This is a genomic window from Methanobrevibacter smithii ATCC 35061, from assembly GCF_000016525.1.
GTDB lineage: Archaea > Methanobacteriota > Methanobacteria > Methanobacteriales > Methanobacteriaceae > Methanocatella > Methanocatella smithii.
On record NC_009515.1, the window covers coordinates 411,079 to 428,628 of the forward strand.

Annotated in this window: 20 protein-coding genes and 1 tRNA gene; 5 read left to right on the plus strand and 16 right to left on the minus strand. The window is 33.0% G+C overall.

The genetic code is table 11. The features are described from left to right. Positions 1–44 precede the first annotated feature (44 nt). The 4 genes from MSM_RS02120 to MSM_RS02135 all read left to right on the plus strand — a co-directional run bounded on the left by MSM_RS02120 (position 45) and on the right by MSM_RS02135 (position 2,427). Entirely contained in the window at positions 45–650 is a 606-nt protein-coding gene (locus MSM_RS02120) for a biotin transporter BioY (protein ID WP_011953884.1), read from the plus strand. A 41-nt stretch (positions 651–691) separates the two neighbouring features. Continuing rightward, positions 692–1,081, plus strand: a complete 390-nt coding sequence (locus tag MSM_RS02125; RefSeq protein ID WP_004036804.1) for a DUF1284 domain-containing protein — start codon at positions 692–694, stop codon at positions 1,079–1,081. Between the two features lie 68 nt (positions 1,082–1,149). Beyond that, positions 1,150–1,221: transfer RNA gene (locus tag MSM_RS02130), tRNA-Gln, on the plus strand. A gap of 33 nt (positions 1,222–1,254) precedes the next feature. Beyond that, positions 1,255–2,427, plus strand: a complete 1,173-nt coding sequence (locus MSM_RS02135) for an ATP-grasp domain-containing protein (RefSeq protein ID WP_011953885.1) — start codon at positions 1,255–1,257, stop codon at positions 2,425–2,427. A 285-nt stretch (positions 2,428–2,712) separates the two neighbouring features. On the opposite strand, the gene MSM_RS02140 is transcribed toward MSM_RS02135, so the two are convergent. From MSM_RS02140 to MSM_RS02185, 10 genes are all read right to left on the minus strand, one after another. After that, the gene (locus MSM_RS02140) at positions 2,713–3,408 is read right to left on the minus strand and encodes a V-type ATP synthase subunit D (RefSeq protein ID WP_004032181.1); all 696 of its coding nucleotides are present in this window, start codon (positions 3,406–3,408) and stop codon (positions 2,713–2,715) included. 25 nt (positions 3,409–3,433) lie between these two features. After that, positions 3,434–4,822 carry a V-type ATP synthase subunit B gene (locus tag MSM_RS02145; protein ID WP_004032182.1) on the minus strand — a complete coding sequence of 463 codons (1,389 nt, stop codon included), beginning with the start codon at positions 4,820–4,822 and terminating at the stop codon, positions 3,434–3,436. 2 nt (positions 4,823–4,824) lie between these two features. Next, positions 4,825–6,579 carry an ATP synthase subunit A gene (locus MSM_RS02150; RefSeq protein WP_011953887.1) on the minus strand — a complete coding sequence of 585 codons (1,755 nt, stop codon included), beginning with the start codon at positions 6,577–6,579 and terminating at the stop codon, positions 4,825–4,827. Further along, complete coding sequence (locus MSM_RS02155; protein WP_004032184.1) at positions 6,576–6,893, minus strand: V-type ATP synthase subunit F; 318 nt, start codon at positions 6,891–6,893, stop codon at positions 6,576–6,578. The genes MSM_RS02150 and MSM_RS02155 overlap by 4 nt, the downstream gene beginning before the upstream one ends. Continuing rightward, complete coding sequence (locus MSM_RS02160; RefSeq protein ID WP_004032185.1) at positions 6,890–8,044, minus strand: V-type ATP synthase subunit C; 1,155 nt, start codon at positions 8,042–8,044, stop codon at positions 6,890–6,892. The genes MSM_RS02155 and MSM_RS02160 overlap by 4 nt, the downstream gene beginning before the upstream one ends. A gap of 11 nt (positions 8,045–8,055) precedes the next feature. After that, a complete protein-coding gene (locus MSM_RS02165) occupies positions 8,056–8,682 on the minus strand; it encodes a V-type proton ATPase subunit E (protein WP_004032186.1) in 627 nt (208 codons plus the stop codon). Positions 8,683–8,695: 13 nt separating this feature from the next. Further along, entirely contained in the window at positions 8,696–9,181 is a 486-nt protein-coding gene (locus MSM_RS02170) for an ATP synthase subunit K (protein WP_011953888.1), read from the minus strand. A 53-nt stretch (positions 9,182–9,234) separates the two neighbouring features. Next, on the minus strand, positions 9,235–11,238 hold the full coding sequence (locus tag MSM_RS02175; protein ID WP_011953889.1) for a V-type ATP synthase subunit I: 2,004 nt from the start codon (positions 11,236–11,238) through the stop codon (positions 9,235–9,237). 10 nt (positions 11,239–11,248) lie between these two features. Next, entirely contained in the window at positions 11,249–11,563 is a 315-nt protein-coding gene (locus MSM_RS02180) for a V-type ATP synthase subunit H (protein ID WP_004032190.1), read from the minus strand. Between the two features lie 275 nt (positions 11,564–11,838). Then, positions 11,839–12,186: a hypothetical protein gene (locus tag MSM_RS02185; RefSeq protein ID WP_004032191.1), complete on the minus strand. Its 348-nt coding sequence runs from the start codon at positions 12,184–12,186 to the stop codon at positions 11,839–11,841. A gap of 69 nt (positions 12,187–12,255) precedes the next feature. On the opposite strand from MSM_RS02185, the gene MSM_RS02190 reads away from it, so the two are divergent. Further along, on the plus strand, positions 12,256–12,591 hold the full coding sequence (locus MSM_RS02190; RefSeq protein ID WP_011953890.1) for a hypothetical protein: 336 nt from the start codon (positions 12,256–12,258) through the stop codon (positions 12,589–12,591). A 2-nt stretch (positions 12,592–12,593) separates the two neighbouring features. On the opposite strand, the gene MSM_RS02195 is transcribed toward MSM_RS02190, so the two are convergent. The 6 genes from MSM_RS02195 to MSM_RS02220 are packed head-to-tail and all read right to left on the minus strand — an operon-like array spanning position 12,594 to position 17,486. After that, the gene (locus MSM_RS02195) at positions 12,594–12,932 is read right to left on the minus strand and encodes a hypothetical protein (RefSeq protein ID WP_011953891.1); all 339 of its coding nucleotides are present in this window, start codon (positions 12,930–12,932) and stop codon (positions 12,594–12,596) included. Positions 12,933–12,938: 6 nt separating this feature from the next. Next, positions 12,939–13,445, minus strand: coding sequence for a nitroreductase family protein (locus MSM_RS02200; RefSeq protein WP_004032194.1), 507 nt, complete (start codon positions 13,443–13,445; stop codon positions 12,939–12,941). A gap of 5 nt (positions 13,446–13,450) precedes the next feature. Then, entirely contained in the window at positions 13,451–14,257 is an 807-nt protein-coding gene (locus MSM_RS02205; protein WP_004032195.1) for a citryl-CoA lyase, read from the minus strand. A 46-nt stretch (positions 14,258–14,303) separates the two neighbouring features. Further along, positions 14,304–15,176, minus strand: coding sequence for a fumarate hydratase (locus tag MSM_RS02210; protein WP_011953892.1), 873 nt, complete (start codon positions 15,174–15,176; stop codon positions 14,304–14,306). 4 nt (positions 15,177–15,180) lie between these two features. After that, a complete protein-coding gene (locus tag MSM_RS02215; RefSeq protein ID WP_004032197.1) occupies positions 15,181–16,083 on the minus strand; it encodes a hypothetical protein in 903 nt (300 codons plus the stop codon). Between the two features lie 5 nt (positions 16,084–16,088). After that, positions 16,089–17,486, minus strand: a complete 1,398-nt coding sequence (locus tag MSM_RS02220) for an MmgE/PrpD family protein (protein ID WP_004032198.1) — start codon at positions 17,484–17,486, stop codon at positions 16,089–16,091. Positions 17,487–17,550 lie beyond the last annotated feature (64 nt).

Below are 17,550 nucleotides of genomic sequence, written 5' to 3' on the forward strand. Positions count from 1 at the left end.
AAACATATTAAAGTATGATGATTTAAAAATCAAGGAGGAATACTATGAATATGAATAATTATTATACTGCTAGAAAAAACATATTCCAAGGAATACGCGAATCTAGCACTGTCGCTAAAATATTAATGTCATTTTTAATGGCTTGTTTTACAGGTTTAATGGCTCAAATTATCATTCCACTCCCATGGACTCCTGTGCCAATAACTGCACAAACATTTGCAGTGTTATGCTCCGGGTTAATACTCGGTAAAAGATACGGCTGTTTAAGTCAAATTTTATATGTTGCTCTTGGTGCAACTTGCGTACCATGGTTTGCTAGTATGAGTGGTGGAATAGATGTTCTTCTTGGATCCAATTGCGGATACTTTATAGGATTTATTCTTGCATCCTACTTTATCGGTACTATAACTGACAAATATGCAGATGCACGTAACTTCACTAAAATGGCAGCAGTTATTGGAGTAGCTAACTTTGCAATAATTTACATTCCAGGACTTGTCGGATTAGCTTTATGGGCTTACATGAGCCAAGGTGCAATGCTTTCAATCTCTGAATTATTAATTATGGGATTCATTCCATTTATTGTTGGAGATATTGTAAAAATATTAGGTGCAGCATCTGTTTCTAAAGTATTTTTACCAAAAGAATAAATAAGGTTTTTTAACCTTTTCTTTTTTTATTTACTGATATTATGAAAATTAAATTAAGAGGACATCACTTGTTATGTCTTCAGGGATTTCAGGGTTATGGATACAACGACAGTTTTGTTAAAAATATGACATATATAAATAACCTGAGAAAATCTGAAAATACAACTATTACCATTACAAATAAAGCTGATGATATCTGCAGATGCTGTCCAAATTTAAAAAATGACCTTTGCGGAAATGAAAAACAGAACGCAGAAATCATAAAGATGGATAATGAAATCCTATCCAAAATAGATAATAGTAAAGAATATGATGCATTAAAGCTATTTAATGAAACTAAACATATTTTTAACAGCAAAAATAGTGTCAAAGATATATGTGAAGACTGCTGTTGGCATGAAAAATGTCTATTTTATAAAAATTTAAAATAAACCGATATATTTATATACTACTTATCAAATAAATATAGAATGTTGTACTACTGGTACAAACAAAATATAGTCCCGTAGGGTAGTGGTAATCCTTCTAGGCTTTGGACCCGGAGACGGCGGTTCGACTCCGCTCGGGACTATTTTTAAAAAAAACTTTTTTTGCTTGATATTTTATGGAAAAATTACTTCTTATTGGAATAAATACTCGAAGTATGATTGAAAGCGGACTAAAACTAAATTATACTATTTATTCAACTAGCTATTTTTCAACATCCGATGTTCCGTCAATTGAAAACCAGAAAATAATATTGGATGAAAGTATTAATCCTGACTGCGGTGTTTTTGAAGATAAATTCAGCAGCAAAAATATTTTAAATGTTTCCAAAGACTATCTTGATGAGGTAGATTATATTATTCCGATTTCAGGAATTTCACCAAATGATTTTGAAAAAAAACATCAAAAAAAGATTCTGGGAAATAAAGACATCAGCAAAGTTGAAGACAAATACCGATTTTATAAAGAAATCCGAAACGAATTTTTAACTCCTGAAACTTTTTATGTGAATGATGTAGATGAAGCTGTTGAAATTCAAAAAAATAATCCTGAAGTTCAATATATTGCAAAACCACTTAAAGGATCAGGAGGATATAACACAAACTTATTAAATAATCAATCACAACTTCAATTAAACTGTGATGAAAAACTGATTGTTCAGGAATATATTGAAGGTATAAATTTAAGTTCTTCAGTATTGGGCAGTGAAAATGAAGCTGAAAACATTGTAAATTCAAGACTGCTAACCCAGCATGACTTTGAAAAAAACAGCCAGTTCAAATATGTTGGAAATATCCTTCCCCTAACCGAAAAATCAATATTGGCACCTGTAAAAAATACTGATGCAATAAACAGAGAAATGGCAGATACTTCTGAAAAACTAATCGGAAAATTTGAATTAATCGGATCAAATGGTGTAGATTTTATTTTAAATAAAAACGGATTATATGTAATTGAAATAAATCCCAGAATTCAGGGAACATTTGAATGTGTCCAGCAAGCTTTAGGAATCAATATGCTTGAAGCACATATCAAAGCCTGCCAAAATGAAATAATATCTATTGACAAAGCGAAATATTACAGCTATAAAAAAATAATATACTCCCCCAAAACAGTAAAGTATGAAAAAATAGATTTAAACAACCTTTATGATATGCCTCATCTCGGATCAATTACACAAAAAGATGAGCCGTTACTTACAATAATAGATAAAGATAAAGATTTTGATAAGTTATATGAAAAAGTAGAATCATCTAGCCAAACTGTAAATAAGCTAGTTAATAACTCCTAATAAGTATAAAATAAATATAATTGTACCTATAGTTATCATAAACGTTACTATTATCATAGATCTAGTTAACCAGATAAATAATTTCGCCTTATTGTCAGGGTCCTTTAAAAATTGGTCTATAGGGTTACGTTGCATAAATACACCTCTTTCTAGAATTTTCCAGTAATTAAAAATTTTTACAATAACTACTAAAAATAACTTTTTTTAAATAAATAAAGCCTAACAAAGTTTAAAATTTAAAATAAATAATAAAAATAGATAGAAAATGAAGAAGTTAAGTAAAACTTAAGCTTCTACTTCAGCAGCTTCTTCTTCAATAGCTGCTTCTTTAGCCTCATTATCTTTCTTCTCGATAGTGGACCTGATCATTTTCAATCTAACAAAGTTTTCCCTTTCCATTTCCTGGAGTCTCATATCAATATATTTTTCAGTGTTTTCGAATCTTGGAATCATAATATGCTCTAACGCATTTACCCTACGTTTAGTAGCCTCAATTTCTTCAGCAAGTAAGAAAATAGTTTTTTCCACTTCACCAAGTTCAATTAAGAATTTAATAGATTCTTCAAATTTCTTAGCAGCTTCATCTAATTGTATAGTGGTGTCAGAAAAGCTGTAACCTCTGTCAATAATGGATCTTTCTTCCATTTTAACATTGGTTACAGGAACTGATACACCCATAACACTTCTAGATTTAATATCTACATCGATAGATTCTTTAACTGATAAAGATGCTTTCCTAACAGCTAAGTCACCCATAGCTATTTGAGCTTCAAGTAAAGCTTCATTAGCTTCTTTTAAGCTTCTTTCAGCAGCTTCACGAACACCTTTGACACGATCCAAAATATCAAAAAACTCTTTGATTAAAGCATCCCTTTTCTCTTTGAGTAAACCATGCCCTTTTACAGCGAGTTTAGTTCTATTTTTAAGAGATAATAATTCCATCCTTGTTGGATTTATTCCATCTATAATATCTTGTGCCATTTAATCACCCGTTATATGAATGAGCTTATTCTTTTGGAAGGTATTGTTCAATAAATTCTTCTTTAACACGTTTAAGTTCAGATTTAGGTAAGATTTTAAGTAAGTCCCAACCAAGATCTAAGGTTTCAATGATAGACCTATCTTCGTCTTTACTTTGAGTAATGAATTTACCTTCGAATTCTTCAGCAAATTCTAAGAATTTTTGATCCCTTTCGGTAAGAGCTTCTTCCCCTACAACAGCAACTAAGTCTCTTAATTCACGACCACCTGCATATGCAGAGTAAAGTTGGTCAGATACACCACTGTGATCATCACGAGTTTTGTCTCCGCCGATACCACCACTCATCAAACGAGAAAGTGATGGAAGTACATCTACAGGAGGATAAATACCTTTCCTGTTGAGTTCTCTGCTTAATACAATTTGTCCTTCAGTAATATAACCAGTTAAATCTGGAATTGGGTGAGTAATATCGTCTTGAGGCATAACTAAGATAGGCATTTGAGTAATAGAACCTTCTTTACCATCAATACGTCCTGCTCTTTCATATATGTTAGCTAAATCAGTATACATGTATCCAGGATATCCTCTTCTTCCAGGTACTTCATCCCTAGCTGCGGAAATTTCCCTTAATGCTTCACAGTAGTTGGTCATATCAGTTAAAATTACCAATACTTGCATACCTAAAGTAAATGCGAAATATTCTGCAGTAGTTAAAGCCATTTTAGGAGTTAAGATTCTTTCAATAGCTGGGTCATCAGCTAAGTTCATGAATACAGTTACTTTTTCAAGAGCTCCGGTACGTTCGAAATCTCTCATAAAGAAGTTAGCTTCTTCGTGAGTAATACCCATAGCAGCGAATATTACTGCAAACTCTGCATCGTCCCCAAGCACTTTAGCTTGTCTTGCGATTTGAGCTGCTAATTCGTTGTGAGGTAAACCAGAACCTGAGAAAATAGGAAGTTTTTGACCTCTTACTAAAGTGTTCATACCGTCAATGGTAGAGATACCAGTTTGAATAAATTCTTCAGGGAATTCACGAGAAGCTGGGTTCATTGGACTTCCATTAATATCTAATTCTTCATCAGGAATTATTTCTGGTCCGCCGTCAATAGGTTTACCGATACCATTGAACATACGACCCATCATATCTCTAGATACACCAATTTTAGCAGTTTGACCGGTGAATCTAGCTTTAGTATTTTTAGTGTTTAAGTCAGTTGTTCCTTCGAACACTTGAATAACTGCAACATCGTCAGTTACTTCAAGAACTTGTCCACTTCTTTTTTCACCATTAGGTGTTTCGATATCTACAATTTCGTTGTAACCTACGCCTTCTACACCTTCAACAACCATTAAAGGACCGGAGACTTCGGAGATTGTAGTATATTCTCTTGTTTTAATATTTGTGTTCATATTTAAGCCTCACTGCATTGTTTAGTAATAGCTGCTTGAATTTCTTCACATTTAGCTGCAAATTCGTCTTGTGGAATGTATTTCATTTTACCAATTTCTTCTTTAACAGGTAATGCTACTATGTTTTGAATAGGAACTCCCCTGCCAACAGCTGCAAGAGCTTCTTTATGGAATAATAAAATAGTTTTTAACATATTGTATTGTTTGACAGGTGGACAATATGTATCAATGTCATCAAATGCATTTTGTTGTAAGAAATCTTCTCTTAACATACGAGTAGTTTCTAAAGTAGCTTGGTCAGCTTCAGGTAATGCATCAGGACCAACTAATTGTACAATTTCTTGAAGTTCTGATTCTTTTTGTAATAAAATCATAGCTTGATCACGAGTTTCTCTCCAATCAGCAGCTACATTTTCAGCCCACCAGCCTTCAATACTGTCTACATATAAAGAATAACTTTGTAACCAGTCAATTGAAGGGAAGTGACGTTTATCTGCAAGAGATGCATCTAAAGCCCAAAATACTTTACAGATACGTAAAGTGTTCTGAGTAACAGGTTCAGATAAGTCCCCACCAGGAGGTGATACAGCACCAACAACAGTAATGGAAGCTACATCAGAAGTAGTACCAATAGTGTTTACTCTTCCTGCTCTTTCATAGAATTGAGCAAGTCTGGATGCTAAGTATGCAGGGTAACCTTCTTCCCCAGGCATTTCTTCAAGTCTTCCGGAAATCTCCCTCATAGCTTCAGCCCATCTTGAGGTTGAATCAGCCATAAGTGCTACATCGTAACCTTGGTCACGGTAATATTCAGCAATAGTAATACCTGTGTATACACATGCTTCACGAGCTGCTACCGGCATGTTTGAAGTGTTTGCAATAAGAACAGTTCTGTCCATTAATGGGTTTCCAGTTTTAGGGTCATCAAGGTATGGGAATTCAGTAAGTACTTCAGTCATTTCGTTACCACGTTCTCCACATCCAATATAAATAACAATATCTGCGTCTGCCCATTTAGCTAATTGCTGTTGGGTAACAGTTTTACCTGATCCGAAAGGACCTGGAATAGCTGCTGCTCCACCTTTAGCTACTGAAAAGAAAGTATCTTGTGCTCTTTGACCAGTTACAAGAGGTACATCAGGGTCCAATTTATCCACATATGGACGTCCTTTCCTTACAGGCCATTTTTGAAGCATTTGGATTTTTTCGTCACCTTTATCAGTTGCAACTTCAGCAATGTCTTCTAATACTGTGTATTCACCTTCAGAAGCAATGCTTGTTAATTCACCTTCAATCATTGGAGGAACTAATATTTTTTGTAAAACTGCAGAAGTTTCTTGTACTTCACCAAGAACATCTCCACCTTTAACTTTGTCTCCAACTTTAGCTACTGGTTTGAATGTCCATTTTTTCTCTTTACTGATAGATTCTGCATCTACTCCCCTAGCAATGAAATCACCAGATTCTTCTCTGATGAGTTCTAAAGGCCTTTGAATACCATCAAAAATGGAACCCATTACACCAGGACCAAGTTCTACAGACAATGGACCTCCAGTACTTTCAACTACTTCACCTGGTTGAATACCAGCTGTTTCTTCATATACTTGAATGGTAGCGGTGTCACCTTCAAGCTCAATAATTTCCCCAATGAGCTTTTGTTCACCTACTCTAACCATTTCATACATCTGAGCTCCTCTCATACCATCCGCGATAATAACAGGCCCAGCAATTTTAATAATTTTTCCTTCGATAATCATTTAACCATCTCTACCCCAATAACTCTTTTGATGAGATCTGCCATTTGATCAGATGATCCTTCAGAGGACCCGTCTTTATCAGGTATCTCAATTATCATTGGTAATACACTAGAACCAATTTTCCTATTAATATGATTTCTAATTTCGTTAGCTAATACTTGAGTAATAATTATAATTGAAATTTCTTCATCTAAAATTTTATCAAAAGCTGCGACAGCTTCTTCAGCAGAATTAGCTACTTCTGCTCTTTTAACTCCACCAAGTCTAAAACCTGATACAACATCAATATCTCCAATAATTGCTACAGAACTCATATTAACATCTCCATAATTTTAGAGTTAGGGAATCCAGCTTCTCTTTTTGCTCTTGCAATAATTTTTAAATTTTTAATTTCAGTTTCTTTTTGACTTACATAACCAATAATTGGACCAATTCCTAATGGTTTTTTCATAGATAAAGATTTTGCACTTTTTGACAAGTAAGCATCTAAAGCTTTTTCAAATACTGCAATGGAAGCATTTTCATTATATTTAGCCATAGCATCAGTTAATACATCAGAGTATTTAGTGCCTTCTAAACCGGATATTACATTTGTAACATCAGGAGATTCCATTAAATCTTTAAGTTTCCATTCACGTAATTGGTAACCGTCTTCTAATATATAAGGAGCAATATCATCATAAGACAAATTGTCTTTTTTTGCCCTTATAATCAATTTAAGATTAGCTATATCTACTTGAGTTCCAACATATGAGAATAAAATTTGTTTATTTTCATCAGCAGGAACATTGGAAGAACGTAATAAACTTTCTAAATAATATTTATCTAAAGCAGATTCTAATGCAAGAACCATACCACTATTTTCGTATTTTGGAAGAGCATCTTCTAATACAGCAGCATATTCTGTGCCGTCCAAACTTGTAACTACATCAGTTACTCCGTCAGCATCAATTAAAGAACGTAAATCTTCATATAAAACTCCACGTGGAATTAATAAATCTTCAGTTTCTTCTTCAGTAAGGCCAACTTCTTTAGCAGTTAAAAGACTTTTAATGTTATTAATATCAGTTTTTTTAGACATTACAACAAAAGAACTTCTAATTTCCTTTGGAGCAATTCTTGCTACAAATTCATAAGTATCAGCACATTGAATATCTAATGCTTTATCAACAGGATATTCTTCTAATACGTCAGCATAATCAGGAACACCTTTAAGATAATTTTCAAATTCGTGAACATTGTTTGTTTCAACAATTTCAGATAATTGTTTTTCATCAAATAATCTTCCTTTTCTTGCACGTACGCTTGCACTAGGAGTAAGATATGGATAAATATCCAAAATTGGTCTAGATGTAATGATTACGACTATTGCACCTATAACGATAACAGCAATTACACATAAAACTAAGAAAGTTTCATTTGTAAGACCTGCTGAACTAATAAGTGTTGCAATTTCATCAGCCATAATTTATCCTCCTAATTTTTAAATAAAACATTAGCAACTTCACTACGTAATAATCCTTTAAATCTATCTAGTCTAGATTCGATAGTGTTATTTACTTCAATGTCACCATTTCTAGTTTTGAGTATAGCTCCACCAATAGCATCAATAGGTTCACCTAATACTAAGGTTGTGCTTACACCAGTTTTAGTTGCAAGGTCTGCAGATAATTTTTTCAAATGACCTTCAACTTTCGCAACATCAGATTCTTTAACTTGAACGATTAAATCTCCACCACCAAGTTCTTCAGTAGCTTCTTCAATCATTTTTATTAAGGATTCTGAATATTCTGCATCATCACTAGAAGCTTTAGCTTTTAAATCTTCAGTAGCTTTAGCAAAAGCTGCTTCAATGACTTCTTCTTTAGCTCCTAATTCTGCTCTACGAGCATTCATCTTAGCTTCGGAAATAATTTGCTGATATTTCATATCAGATTGTTTTTTACCATTATCTAAAATTTTATTCTTTTCTGCTTCAGCAGTTTTTTCAGCATCACTATTAATAGTTGCTATTTCTGCTTGTGCATCTTGAATAATTTTATCAGCTTTCTCCTGGGCTTCAGACTTAATGCTTTCAACAATTTTATTTGTGCCTGAGCTCATACAGATTGCCTCCTTAACCTAATATTCCACCGAATACCATAAGTAAGATTGCAATCAAGAATCCATAAATAGCCTGAGTCTCTGGCAATGCAGAGAAAATAATACCTCTAGCAAACATGTCATTATCTTCAACAATAGCACCTACAGATGAGGATGCTGCGATACCTTGTCCCATACCGGAACCTAAACCTGCGAAACCAATAGCTGCACCTACACCGATAGCTACAACACCTGCTTCAGTAGATAAACCTTCTCCTTGACCTAATAATCCAGAGAATACTAATAATAAGATTGCAATCAAGAATCCATAAATAGCCTGAGTCTCTGGCAATGCAGAGAAAATAATACCTCTAGCAAACATGTCATTATCTTCTGCAACTGCACCTACAGATCCAGCTGCTGCCATACCTTGCCCTAAACCGGAACCTAATCCAGCGAAACCAATTGCTACTCCAGCACCAATAGCTGCTAAAGCAGTACCTAAAGCAATATCCACCATATTTAATTCACCTTTGAATAATAATTAATTTTGATATATTTAAATAAAAAATTTTAATTTTTAAGTTTTGTAAAAGTTCTGTTTGCTTTGAAAGCTTGGAACTTGTTTTTACCTTCCATATAGAACTGTGAAAAGAACTCCACGTAATGAAGACGTAAAGAGTTAATAAATGCACCTAAAATTTGGAACAAGAAGTTTGCAATATGTCCGAATATAAATATGAAAATTGCAAGAACAATACCAATAACTGGAATCATATCATTACATAAGTTAGTTAAGATATTTACAGTCATAGCAATACCTCCTGTAGCTAAACATAATGCTAAAAGACGAGCATAAGACAAGACATCTCCCATAAATCCGAAAACATCCATAACTCCATAAGCTCCATTAGCATATATTAACATAGCAAGACATGCAATTATTAAAACTGCTCCAATTCCGTATCCGATCATACCTATTGCAGGCATCATAAATCCTAATACTAAAAATATAATACCGGCTTCTAAAACAAACCAGCAAAGCTGAGATCCAATAGCTTCTTTTATTTCTCCATATCTGAAATTATTGATAGCTCCAATAACAAAACCAATATTAGTATAAATTATACCAATAGCTATTGCTATTATTAAAATAGTATCTGGATGTACAAAAGCTTCAACAGCAGGCACAACAGTAGGCAACTTATAATTCAACATTCTTTGTGTGAAATCTCCTAACAAACCATTAGTTAGAAGACCCAATATAATTGCCCAAATACCACACGCTGTAAGAATATAACCGAATGATTTCATTGTATCATTGAGTTTACCCATACCCCTTACTAAAACAACACCTATGATAGCTACAATAGCACCATAAAATGCATCAGTTAAACAGTACCCGAATAAGAACGGGAACACAACTGCTACAAAGAATGTTGGATCTATAGCATTATATCTTACTGGAGAATACATATCCACAAGAACCTCATAAGGTTTTACATAACCTTTATTAGTTTGTAAAATAGGTACATCTTCATCATCAGTACCTTCAACATCAATTAATTCAAAGGTACAATGTCCATCAGAACTTTTTTCTACTAATTGCTCAACTTTATCAGTATCTTTAACAGGTACCCATGCTTCTAACATATAGGTATCTTTTGTTTGAACAAAAGCAGCAAGTATTTCATTCTTTTCTTTTTCATTTTCTAATTCTTCTTTAAGAGATAAAATATCGTCATCCCATCTTTCAGCAATAGCTCTTAAATCACTTTTAGCTGAATTACGTTCAGATTCTATTGTTACCAATCTAGAATCAGCACTTGAGATAATTTGCTGTGGAGTTCCCTCAACATTGGAAACTTCAACTCTCTCAAAGTCAAATTTACGAAGTGTTGAATAAACATCTTCGCCGAATTCTTTTAAAGTCACTACGATAATATTTGCAGTTTCTTTATCATCATTAGGGACTATAAAAACATCTAATTCATCAGTCAATTTACTTAAGTTACTTTCAATTTCTGAAGCAGACTCAGCATTAATCCTACCAACAGTTATGGAAGTGTACTTAGAATCTTTTAAAAGAGCCAAGTCCATGTCTAAATTATATAAACGCTTAGCTAAACTTTTATTAGAAGTCAATACACTTGTTTCAGAGTCGAGTGCGGAAAATTTACCTTCAATAACTTTTGTTTCACTTTCAACTTGAGCCAAAAGGTCTTCTGCTTTATTTATTAAAGCTTCAGTATCTAAATCCCCAACTTCTTTTTGAATAGGCATTTCTGGACTAATAAAAGACTTTATTGTGTCTTTGATCCCATGGCCTTCGGATAAAGAATTTCCTAATAGTTCAGAAATAGCACTTGTTTTCATTAAAAGTGAAGATAACTTACCAGTGAAAGCAGATGCTTTTGAAGGAGTTACTAACTCCGCTAATTCAGGATCTTGCTGAATACTATCAGAAATCTCGTTGATTTGTACTAATCCTTGTTCGTGGAGTGCACTAACAGTAGGGGATATGTACTCATCAAGAGTAACGATTCTAATTTTACGCATTCTAGCTGTCTTGAACATTAATCTCACACTATAAAACATTTTTGACAATAATAGAAGCAGCATCATCTACATTTGCCATAGCTTTTTCTTTTAAGGAAGCTACATTAGCTTCTCCATCTTTAGCAATAGATTGTGCTTCTTTTTTAGCTTTGTCTTCTGCATCAAAAACAGTATTTTTAGCTTCTTCTTCTGCTGCTTTTTTTGCCTCATTTATAATATTTTCAGCATTTATTTTTGATTCATTTATCATGTCCACAGATTTGGACTCTGAATCAAGAATAAGTTGTTCAGCATCAGATTCAGCTTTTTTTATCATTGCGATAGCTTCTGATATCTCTGCCATAATTAATCACCATGGTATATTAATCTTTATTGGGAAGCATATATATCTTTTACGATTTATATTTAACATGCCCTAATTCACTGATTTAAGGAAAAATAAAAGAATAATCGAAAAATTAAGACAATAAACAACATAAAGACATTGAAAATTACAATTTGTTCAGAAAATTTTAAATAAATATAGCATATATTGAGCAATGTTTAATTTTAAAAGTAAAATTTTATACAGTCAGATAACGGTGCCATGAACATGTGAAATGTTAAAAAAAAGAGGAGTTACCTATAAAAATATTTTAAAATACTCATAGGTAATTTTTGCAGATATGCCAATACAGCTATTACAACAATAGCAAGACCAATAATACCCAACAAATAGTTATACGGAGTAGCAAGTAAAGTATAACCGCTTATTCCAATAATAATTCCTTCAAAAAAGAAAACTGCCTTAGCCCATTGCGGTTTAGCAACAATAACAATATAAGCAATTCCAATTAAAACTAAAATAATTGCACTAGCTATACTGTCATTAGTTATTGTCTGAGTAAATAAAGGACGAACTCCTAAAAATATTACCAGAACAGCTAACAGAATTCCCAATAATTTAATATTTTTAACTTTAATCATGATTATTTCTTTTAAACTTTATAATATTTATATTATAATAAAATATAATAGTAGATAAAGGTGATGAAAATGGACAGAAGCGTATGGACTATTAACAACAAACATTTTACATTGATCCTAGATGCAAAAACAGAAAGCGGAAAAGTTAGTGACAGAAAATTCAGTCCAGGAGAAGACATCTGGACTAATGAAATACCTCAGCTTAAATTTGAAGATGAAAATACCCAAAAGGAATATGATAATTTCATATCAGATTTGCTGATGTTATTGTCAGAACCTAATGTTGATCATGTCTTTATTGATGCTAAAATAGGTGAAGAATCAGAATATGATACTTCAGCCACTTATGAACCAGTAATAATAAGAAAAATAGAAGATTATGAAGTAGAAAAAATTATAAGTTAATCTTAAAACATGGCATTAGCTTTTTCCAATACTTCATCAATAGTATTAAATTCCAAAGCATCTCCAGATTCGGCTTTGGTTTCGGTTGTTATTAAAACATTCGGACTTGTCCAAAGTAAAGAATATGCCAGATATGCAACATTAACTATAAGCATAGGCATAAACAGGAATAATCCAATGAATAAAAAGAACATATGTGCTGCATAATTTCCATACCTTTTCTTTTTCATTAAAATATAATGATTTTCCTGCTGAGTAATTTTAAATTTCTCTTGAGCCAATTCCTCAGAAATATTATTCATTTCCTTGGAATTATCTGCTTTTAATATAAACAATTTCATTATAATCTAAATATATTCAACAAATTCATCAATTTCTTTTCTTGGAGTGTCTCTTGGTTCTGCATTTCCATATCCCAAAGGAGTAAACAATACAGGAACTTCATTATCATTTAAATTTAAAAATTCTCTGGCCTTATCAGCTTTAAATGCTGCAATGTAACAGGTTCCAAGTCCAACATTAGTAGCTGCCAAAATAATATGGTCCATTACAATAGTTGCATCAATATCAGCTATGTTCTTTCCGTCCCAAGGTCTTGTCCATGCTTCATCAACATTAGCTACAACACATAATACATAAGGAGCTTCCACAAACCATTTAGCCCCATAAATTTCAGACAAAGATTCTTTATTTTTTTTAGTGTCAATTACAAACACTTTAAAAGGCTGGTTATTCACTCCTGTCGGAGCTATTGTAGCTGCTTTCAATACATATTCAAGTTTTTCATCTTCAACTTCCTTGTCCAAATATCCTCTTACACTATACCTTTTATTAATTACATCATCAAAATCCATATTATCTACCTTCCAGGACCGTCATAAACAATGTCGTCAATGTCACAAAAACGTCTAAATTCATCTTCATCAATAGTTTCTTCATGAATATGAGCAATAATGCCCGGAACACGGCCAATAATAAATACCCCCAATCCTAATTTTGGGTCAAAACCTAAATCAGACAAAATTGCTGCATTTGCCCCGTCAACATTTAAACGAATGTTTTTCTTTTGATAAAGCAAATCTTCAATGGCCAATGCCAATTTAGTATGGGGGCCAACACATCCTTCTTTTATAACAAGTTCCATTAATTTATCTGCTCTTGGATCAGCATTATGATATCTGTGTCCAAAACCAGGAATTTTAGTATTTTTAGAGACAATATATTCATTGTATAAATCAATAGCCAAACTAGCTATCTGTTTATTGTCAATATCTGCATCTCCGGTTAACATTAAAGAGTCAATCTTGGACTGGTATAATTCCATGGTTTTTTCAATAGCTCCTGCATGTTTATGTCCAAATGACAATAGCGCACCAGCTACAGCAGCATTTAACGGAGAACCTGAAGAGGCAACAAGTCTTGCTGTTTGTGTACTTGGAGGAGTGGCTCCGTGATCACAAAAAGAAACTAAAACATGATTAAATAATTTTCCCTCTTTTATTGAAGGCAATCTCCCTTTCAGAAGAAGAAAAACCATATCACTATATCTAATTTTTTCAATTAAATCTCTTTGATTGTATCCCCTAGTAACAATTTTATCAGGTTCCACTTTAGAAATAGCTGTTCTTAGTGAATGCTCGTTAATTTTAAAATTATTTTCCGACATTGTTTTAATTTCCTCAATTTAATAATTAAAATATAATTATAATCCATTATAAATGTAATGTTGCAACTCTCGGTTCTACAAAACAGGAAGGTCTGACTGAAACAATTCTAACACCGCTTGCCCTTTGATTACCTACATTAACAAATGAACCTAAAACTGTGGTTTTTCCACCAAAACCCAATGGTCCGATATTTGTTTCGTTTAATTTCTGAGTTACATAATTTTCCAAATCGCTTTGGGAATCTAAATTTCCATAAACAATTGATTTTAACAGTAATGATGATGCCTCATAATGTGTACGGCCAATACCAACAGCAGGAACAGAAGGAGTGCATCCCAACATTTTAAGTGATTCGCTTAACCAGCCGATAGCTGTACCAATTACATTTTCAATTGATCTTTTATGATATACCCTATATGTCTTTGCCCTTATTTCAGGACCTCCTCCTTCCAGTATAAAATGGATGTTTAAAGTGTCCGGAGAAATATTTCTTTTATATGTTGAATCCTCACTGAAAGAATCTATTAAAAAGGATGCTGCTTTCATCTGCCCAGGACGGTTATACAATCCTTTTGATTGTTCAATTCGCTCAACATCATTACCTTTAACAGCCATAGGGCGGGCAGGCAAATTATTTAATCCTCTTTCAATTCCCTCATTAATCTGAGCTATTAACTCCCCTGTGATTTCTCTTTTTTCACCTATTTCAATGATTACATGAGGAATTCCTGTATCATCACATAAAGGGAATTTGGTCTTACTGGCTACTTTATAATTTTCTAAAATTTGATTTAAAGCCCACAAAGCATTTTCATTATCTTCAACAGAAATGGCTTTTTTTAATGCATTGAATTTATCTTCAGAGAGATTTGTACTGGCTTTAATTATTGCATTTGAAACATCTTCTATGATATCCATATAATCACTCAGGAATAGATAAATCATTAGATCCTTTAGGAGAAGATATTGCATCACTATAATATTGGTCAATCATTCTTTTGACCAGTTTAACCTGTTTAATACGAGCAATAGCTTCTTTTTCAGAAGTATCCCAATTATGAGACTGTGCTACTGAACCTCCTGTTTTTAAATATACTGGAGAAGCTACTTTAATAATCTTCGGAACTTCATAATGTCTGATAAATCCGCCAGTTGATTTCGGATTTTCAGTATGCAAATCTAAAGGCATATACACTGCTTTACGAATAGCTGCAATCATAGGAATTTGCAAATCTCTAACTGGATTGAAAGAATTAAGACCGTTTTCTTCAAGTAATTTTGCAGATGCTGGATTTCCATGTCCAGTATGTGCAGACATTTTGAAATGAAGTGATTTCGGAAGTTCACCTGCTTTTCTCATCTGGTTTAAAGTCCAAAGTAAACCCTCATCATATAATAATATTCCACGAACTCCCAAATCGGCAGCTCTTTTAACGTCTTCAATTGCATAAACTAAATTGTCATATCCTCTTAAGCGATATCCTATCCTGCTTCCTTCCTTAGTATGGACAGTTGCACTGGTATCATAGGTAGCTCTTGGACCTACAGATAAAAAAAGTTCACATTCATATTTTTTAGCCAGGTCAACCATTTCTGTAATTTCTTCATCAGTAAGCAGCATTATTCCTTTGGTTTGAGTAATACGATGAATAGTTATTTCATTTTTAGAAGCTTCCTTAAGTAAGGTATCCATTATTTTTGGAGATTGTATTCCTGGAACCTCAAAACGATACTGTCCTCCATCATTAAAACGTTTAAATGATTCAAAATCGCCATAAGCTCTTTTAATTCCAAGCTGTTCCAAGAATTCTTCAGTTTTTTTCATAGTATCTACTCATTTAATGTTTCCATAAGTTGTTTTATAGAATAATCTTCAATATTATCAACAACAAGCAATTTATTTAAATCAAAATCAGGATTCAAACTTTTGAATTTGTCAATTAAATCTTTTAATTGATATGGATTTTCAAAATCACCTTTTGGCAATAATGTAATATTTTGGAAAATTCCCCCTCTGAAAGATTCATCCAACTTAATAATAACATTTGATGGTCTTTTATTTGGATATAGCTCATCCAATCCACTATCAGAAACAATGATTATTTTACTGGCCAGATTCTTAATACTGTTAACTTTATCAACTGTTGAATAGCTATCAAGCAGGCCAAATTCAATTAACTGATTTAAATCATCCAAATCAATTTCACCACAAACAAGCATAATGGCCACTGCATAAGGCAAACTCTGTTTTAATTCTTCGACATTTTTCGGATTATAATTATCATGTTTAGCAGCTACATCATATGTTTTGATAATCACATTTCCAATATGCTCATACTCTTCACCTATACTTGCCTTTAGTTTTAAAACAGTATCTATTGAAGAGTGCAAATGTCTGCAAAACGGATATTTTTTAAAGTAAATGTCCCTGACCCTAACTTTACCCATATTTTTTAGAGCAACATCTAAAGAAAAATCACTATCTGACAAAACCATTGTTTTTAAAAAACCTTCATCCCCATCAAAAATTGTTCCGGCACCAGTGAATCCGTTTAAAGCCAAAAATGCAGATATTAATCCATTATAAACAGCTTTTCCAACATGAAGAACTTTGCCCATACTCCCATTATGGTCAGACTCTAAAAGACCTGCAGCCTGAGTTCCACACAAACCTAAAGCATTTAATGTTTGGTTTTCATCAAGATTAAGCAATTTAGAAGCAACAGCACCTGCAACAAATGTTCCGACAGTTCCTGTTGTATGAAATCCATTGTTTCTATGTTGAGGATTGACAATTTGGCCCAGCATTATTCCGACTTCATAACCTGCAATAACCGCTTCTAAAAAAGATTTGCCGTCCAAATCATAAGCTTCACTAATAGCCAAGGCAGTTGGGAAAATAACTGCACCCAAATGAATTTGTGCGCCTCTATGACCATCATCCAATTCCAAAACATGAGCTGAAATACCATTTAAAAAACCTGCATTCAGCAGATTTGTTTTAAAATTGGGCATACCAATAACAGAAGATTCCAGCTCAAACTCCATATTTCCAAAAAATAGTTCACTAATCGTATTGAAAGCTATTCTAGAAGATTCTTCATTTACTCCCCTATATGTGACTCCAAAAAAATCAATAAATGCTGCTTTTACCACATTAAGGGTTTCTTTTGATGCCTGTTCATAACGATAGTTTGAAATAAATTTGGAAATATTTTGTAAAAACATAAAACACCTTAATAATTAAATTGTAAAAATAGTCTTAAATAGTTAACTTAAATGGTGTTAAAAA

Coding starts and splice junctions, on each gene's coding strand:
- MSM_RS02180 (WP_004032190.1), bottom strand. CDS start 11,563: ATGGCAGAGATATCAGAAGCTATCGCAATGATAAAAAAAGCTGAATCT.
- MSM_RS02140 (WP_004032181.1), bottom strand. CDS start 3,408: ATGGCACAAGATATTATAGATGGAATAAATCCAACAAGGATGGAATTA.
- MSM_RS02200 (WP_004032194.1), bottom strand. CDS start 13,445: ATGGATTTTGATGATGTAATTAATAAAAGGTATAGTGTAAGAGGATAT.
- MSM_RS02210 (WP_011953892.1), bottom strand. CDS start 15,176: ATGGATATCATAGAAGATGTTTCAAATGCAATAATTAAAGCCAGTACA.
- MSM_RS02195 (WP_011953891.1), bottom strand. CDS start 12,932: ATGAAATTGTTTATATTAAAAGCAGATAATTCCAAGGAAATGAATAAT.
- MSM_RS02150 (WP_011953887.1), bottom strand. CDS start 6,579: ATGATTATCGAAGGAAAAATTATTAAAATTGCTGGGCCTGTTATTATC.
- MSM_RS02155 (WP_004032184.1), bottom strand. CDS start 6,893: ATGAGTTCTGTAGCAATTATTGGAGATATTGATGTTGTATCAGGTTTT.
- MSM_RS02135 (WP_011953885.1), top strand. CDS start 1,255: ATGGAAAAATTACTTCTTATTGGAATAAATACTCGAAGTATGATTGAA.
- MSM_RS02170 (WP_011953888.1), bottom strand. CDS start 9,181: ATGGTGGATATTGCTTTAGGTACTGCTTTAGCAGCTATTGGTGCTGGA.
- MSM_RS02190 (WP_011953890.1), top strand. CDS start 12,256: ATGGACAGAAGCGTATGGACTATTAACAACAAACATTTTACATTGATC.
- MSM_RS02160 (WP_004032185.1), bottom strand. CDS start 8,044: ATGGCTGATGAAATTGCAACACTTATTAGTTCAGCAGGTCTTACAAAT.
- MSM_RS02220 (WP_004032198.1), bottom strand. CDS start 17,486: ATGTTTTTACAAAATATTTCCAAATTTATTTCAAACTATCGTTATGAA.
- MSM_RS02185 (WP_004032191.1), bottom strand. CDS start 12,186: ATGATTAAAGTTAAAAATATTAAATTATTGGGAATTCTGTTAGCTGTT.
- MSM_RS02215 (WP_004032197.1), bottom strand. CDS start 16,083: ATGAAAAAAACTGAAGAATTCTTGGAACAGCTTGGAATTAAAAGAGCT.
- MSM_RS02125 (WP_004036804.1), top strand. CDS start 692: ATGAAAATTAAATTAAGAGGACATCACTTGTTATGTCTTCAGGGATTT.
- MSM_RS02175 (WP_011953889.1), bottom strand. CDS start 11,238: ATGTTCAAGACAGCTAGAATGCGTAAAATTAGAATCGTTACTCTTGAT.
- MSM_RS02165 (WP_004032186.1), bottom strand. CDS start 8,682: ATGAGCTCAGGCACAAATAAAATTGTTGAAAGCATTAAGTCTGAAGCC.
- MSM_RS02145 (WP_004032182.1), bottom strand. CDS start 4,822: ATGAACACAAATATTAAAACAAGAGAATATACTACAATCTCCGAAGTC.
- MSM_RS02205 (WP_004032195.1), bottom strand. CDS start 14,257: ATGTCGGAAAATAATTTTAAAATTAACGAGCATTCACTAAGAACAGCT.
- MSM_RS02120 (WP_011953884.1), top strand. CDS start 45: ATGAATATGAATAATTATTATACTGCTAGAAAAAACATATTCCAAGGA.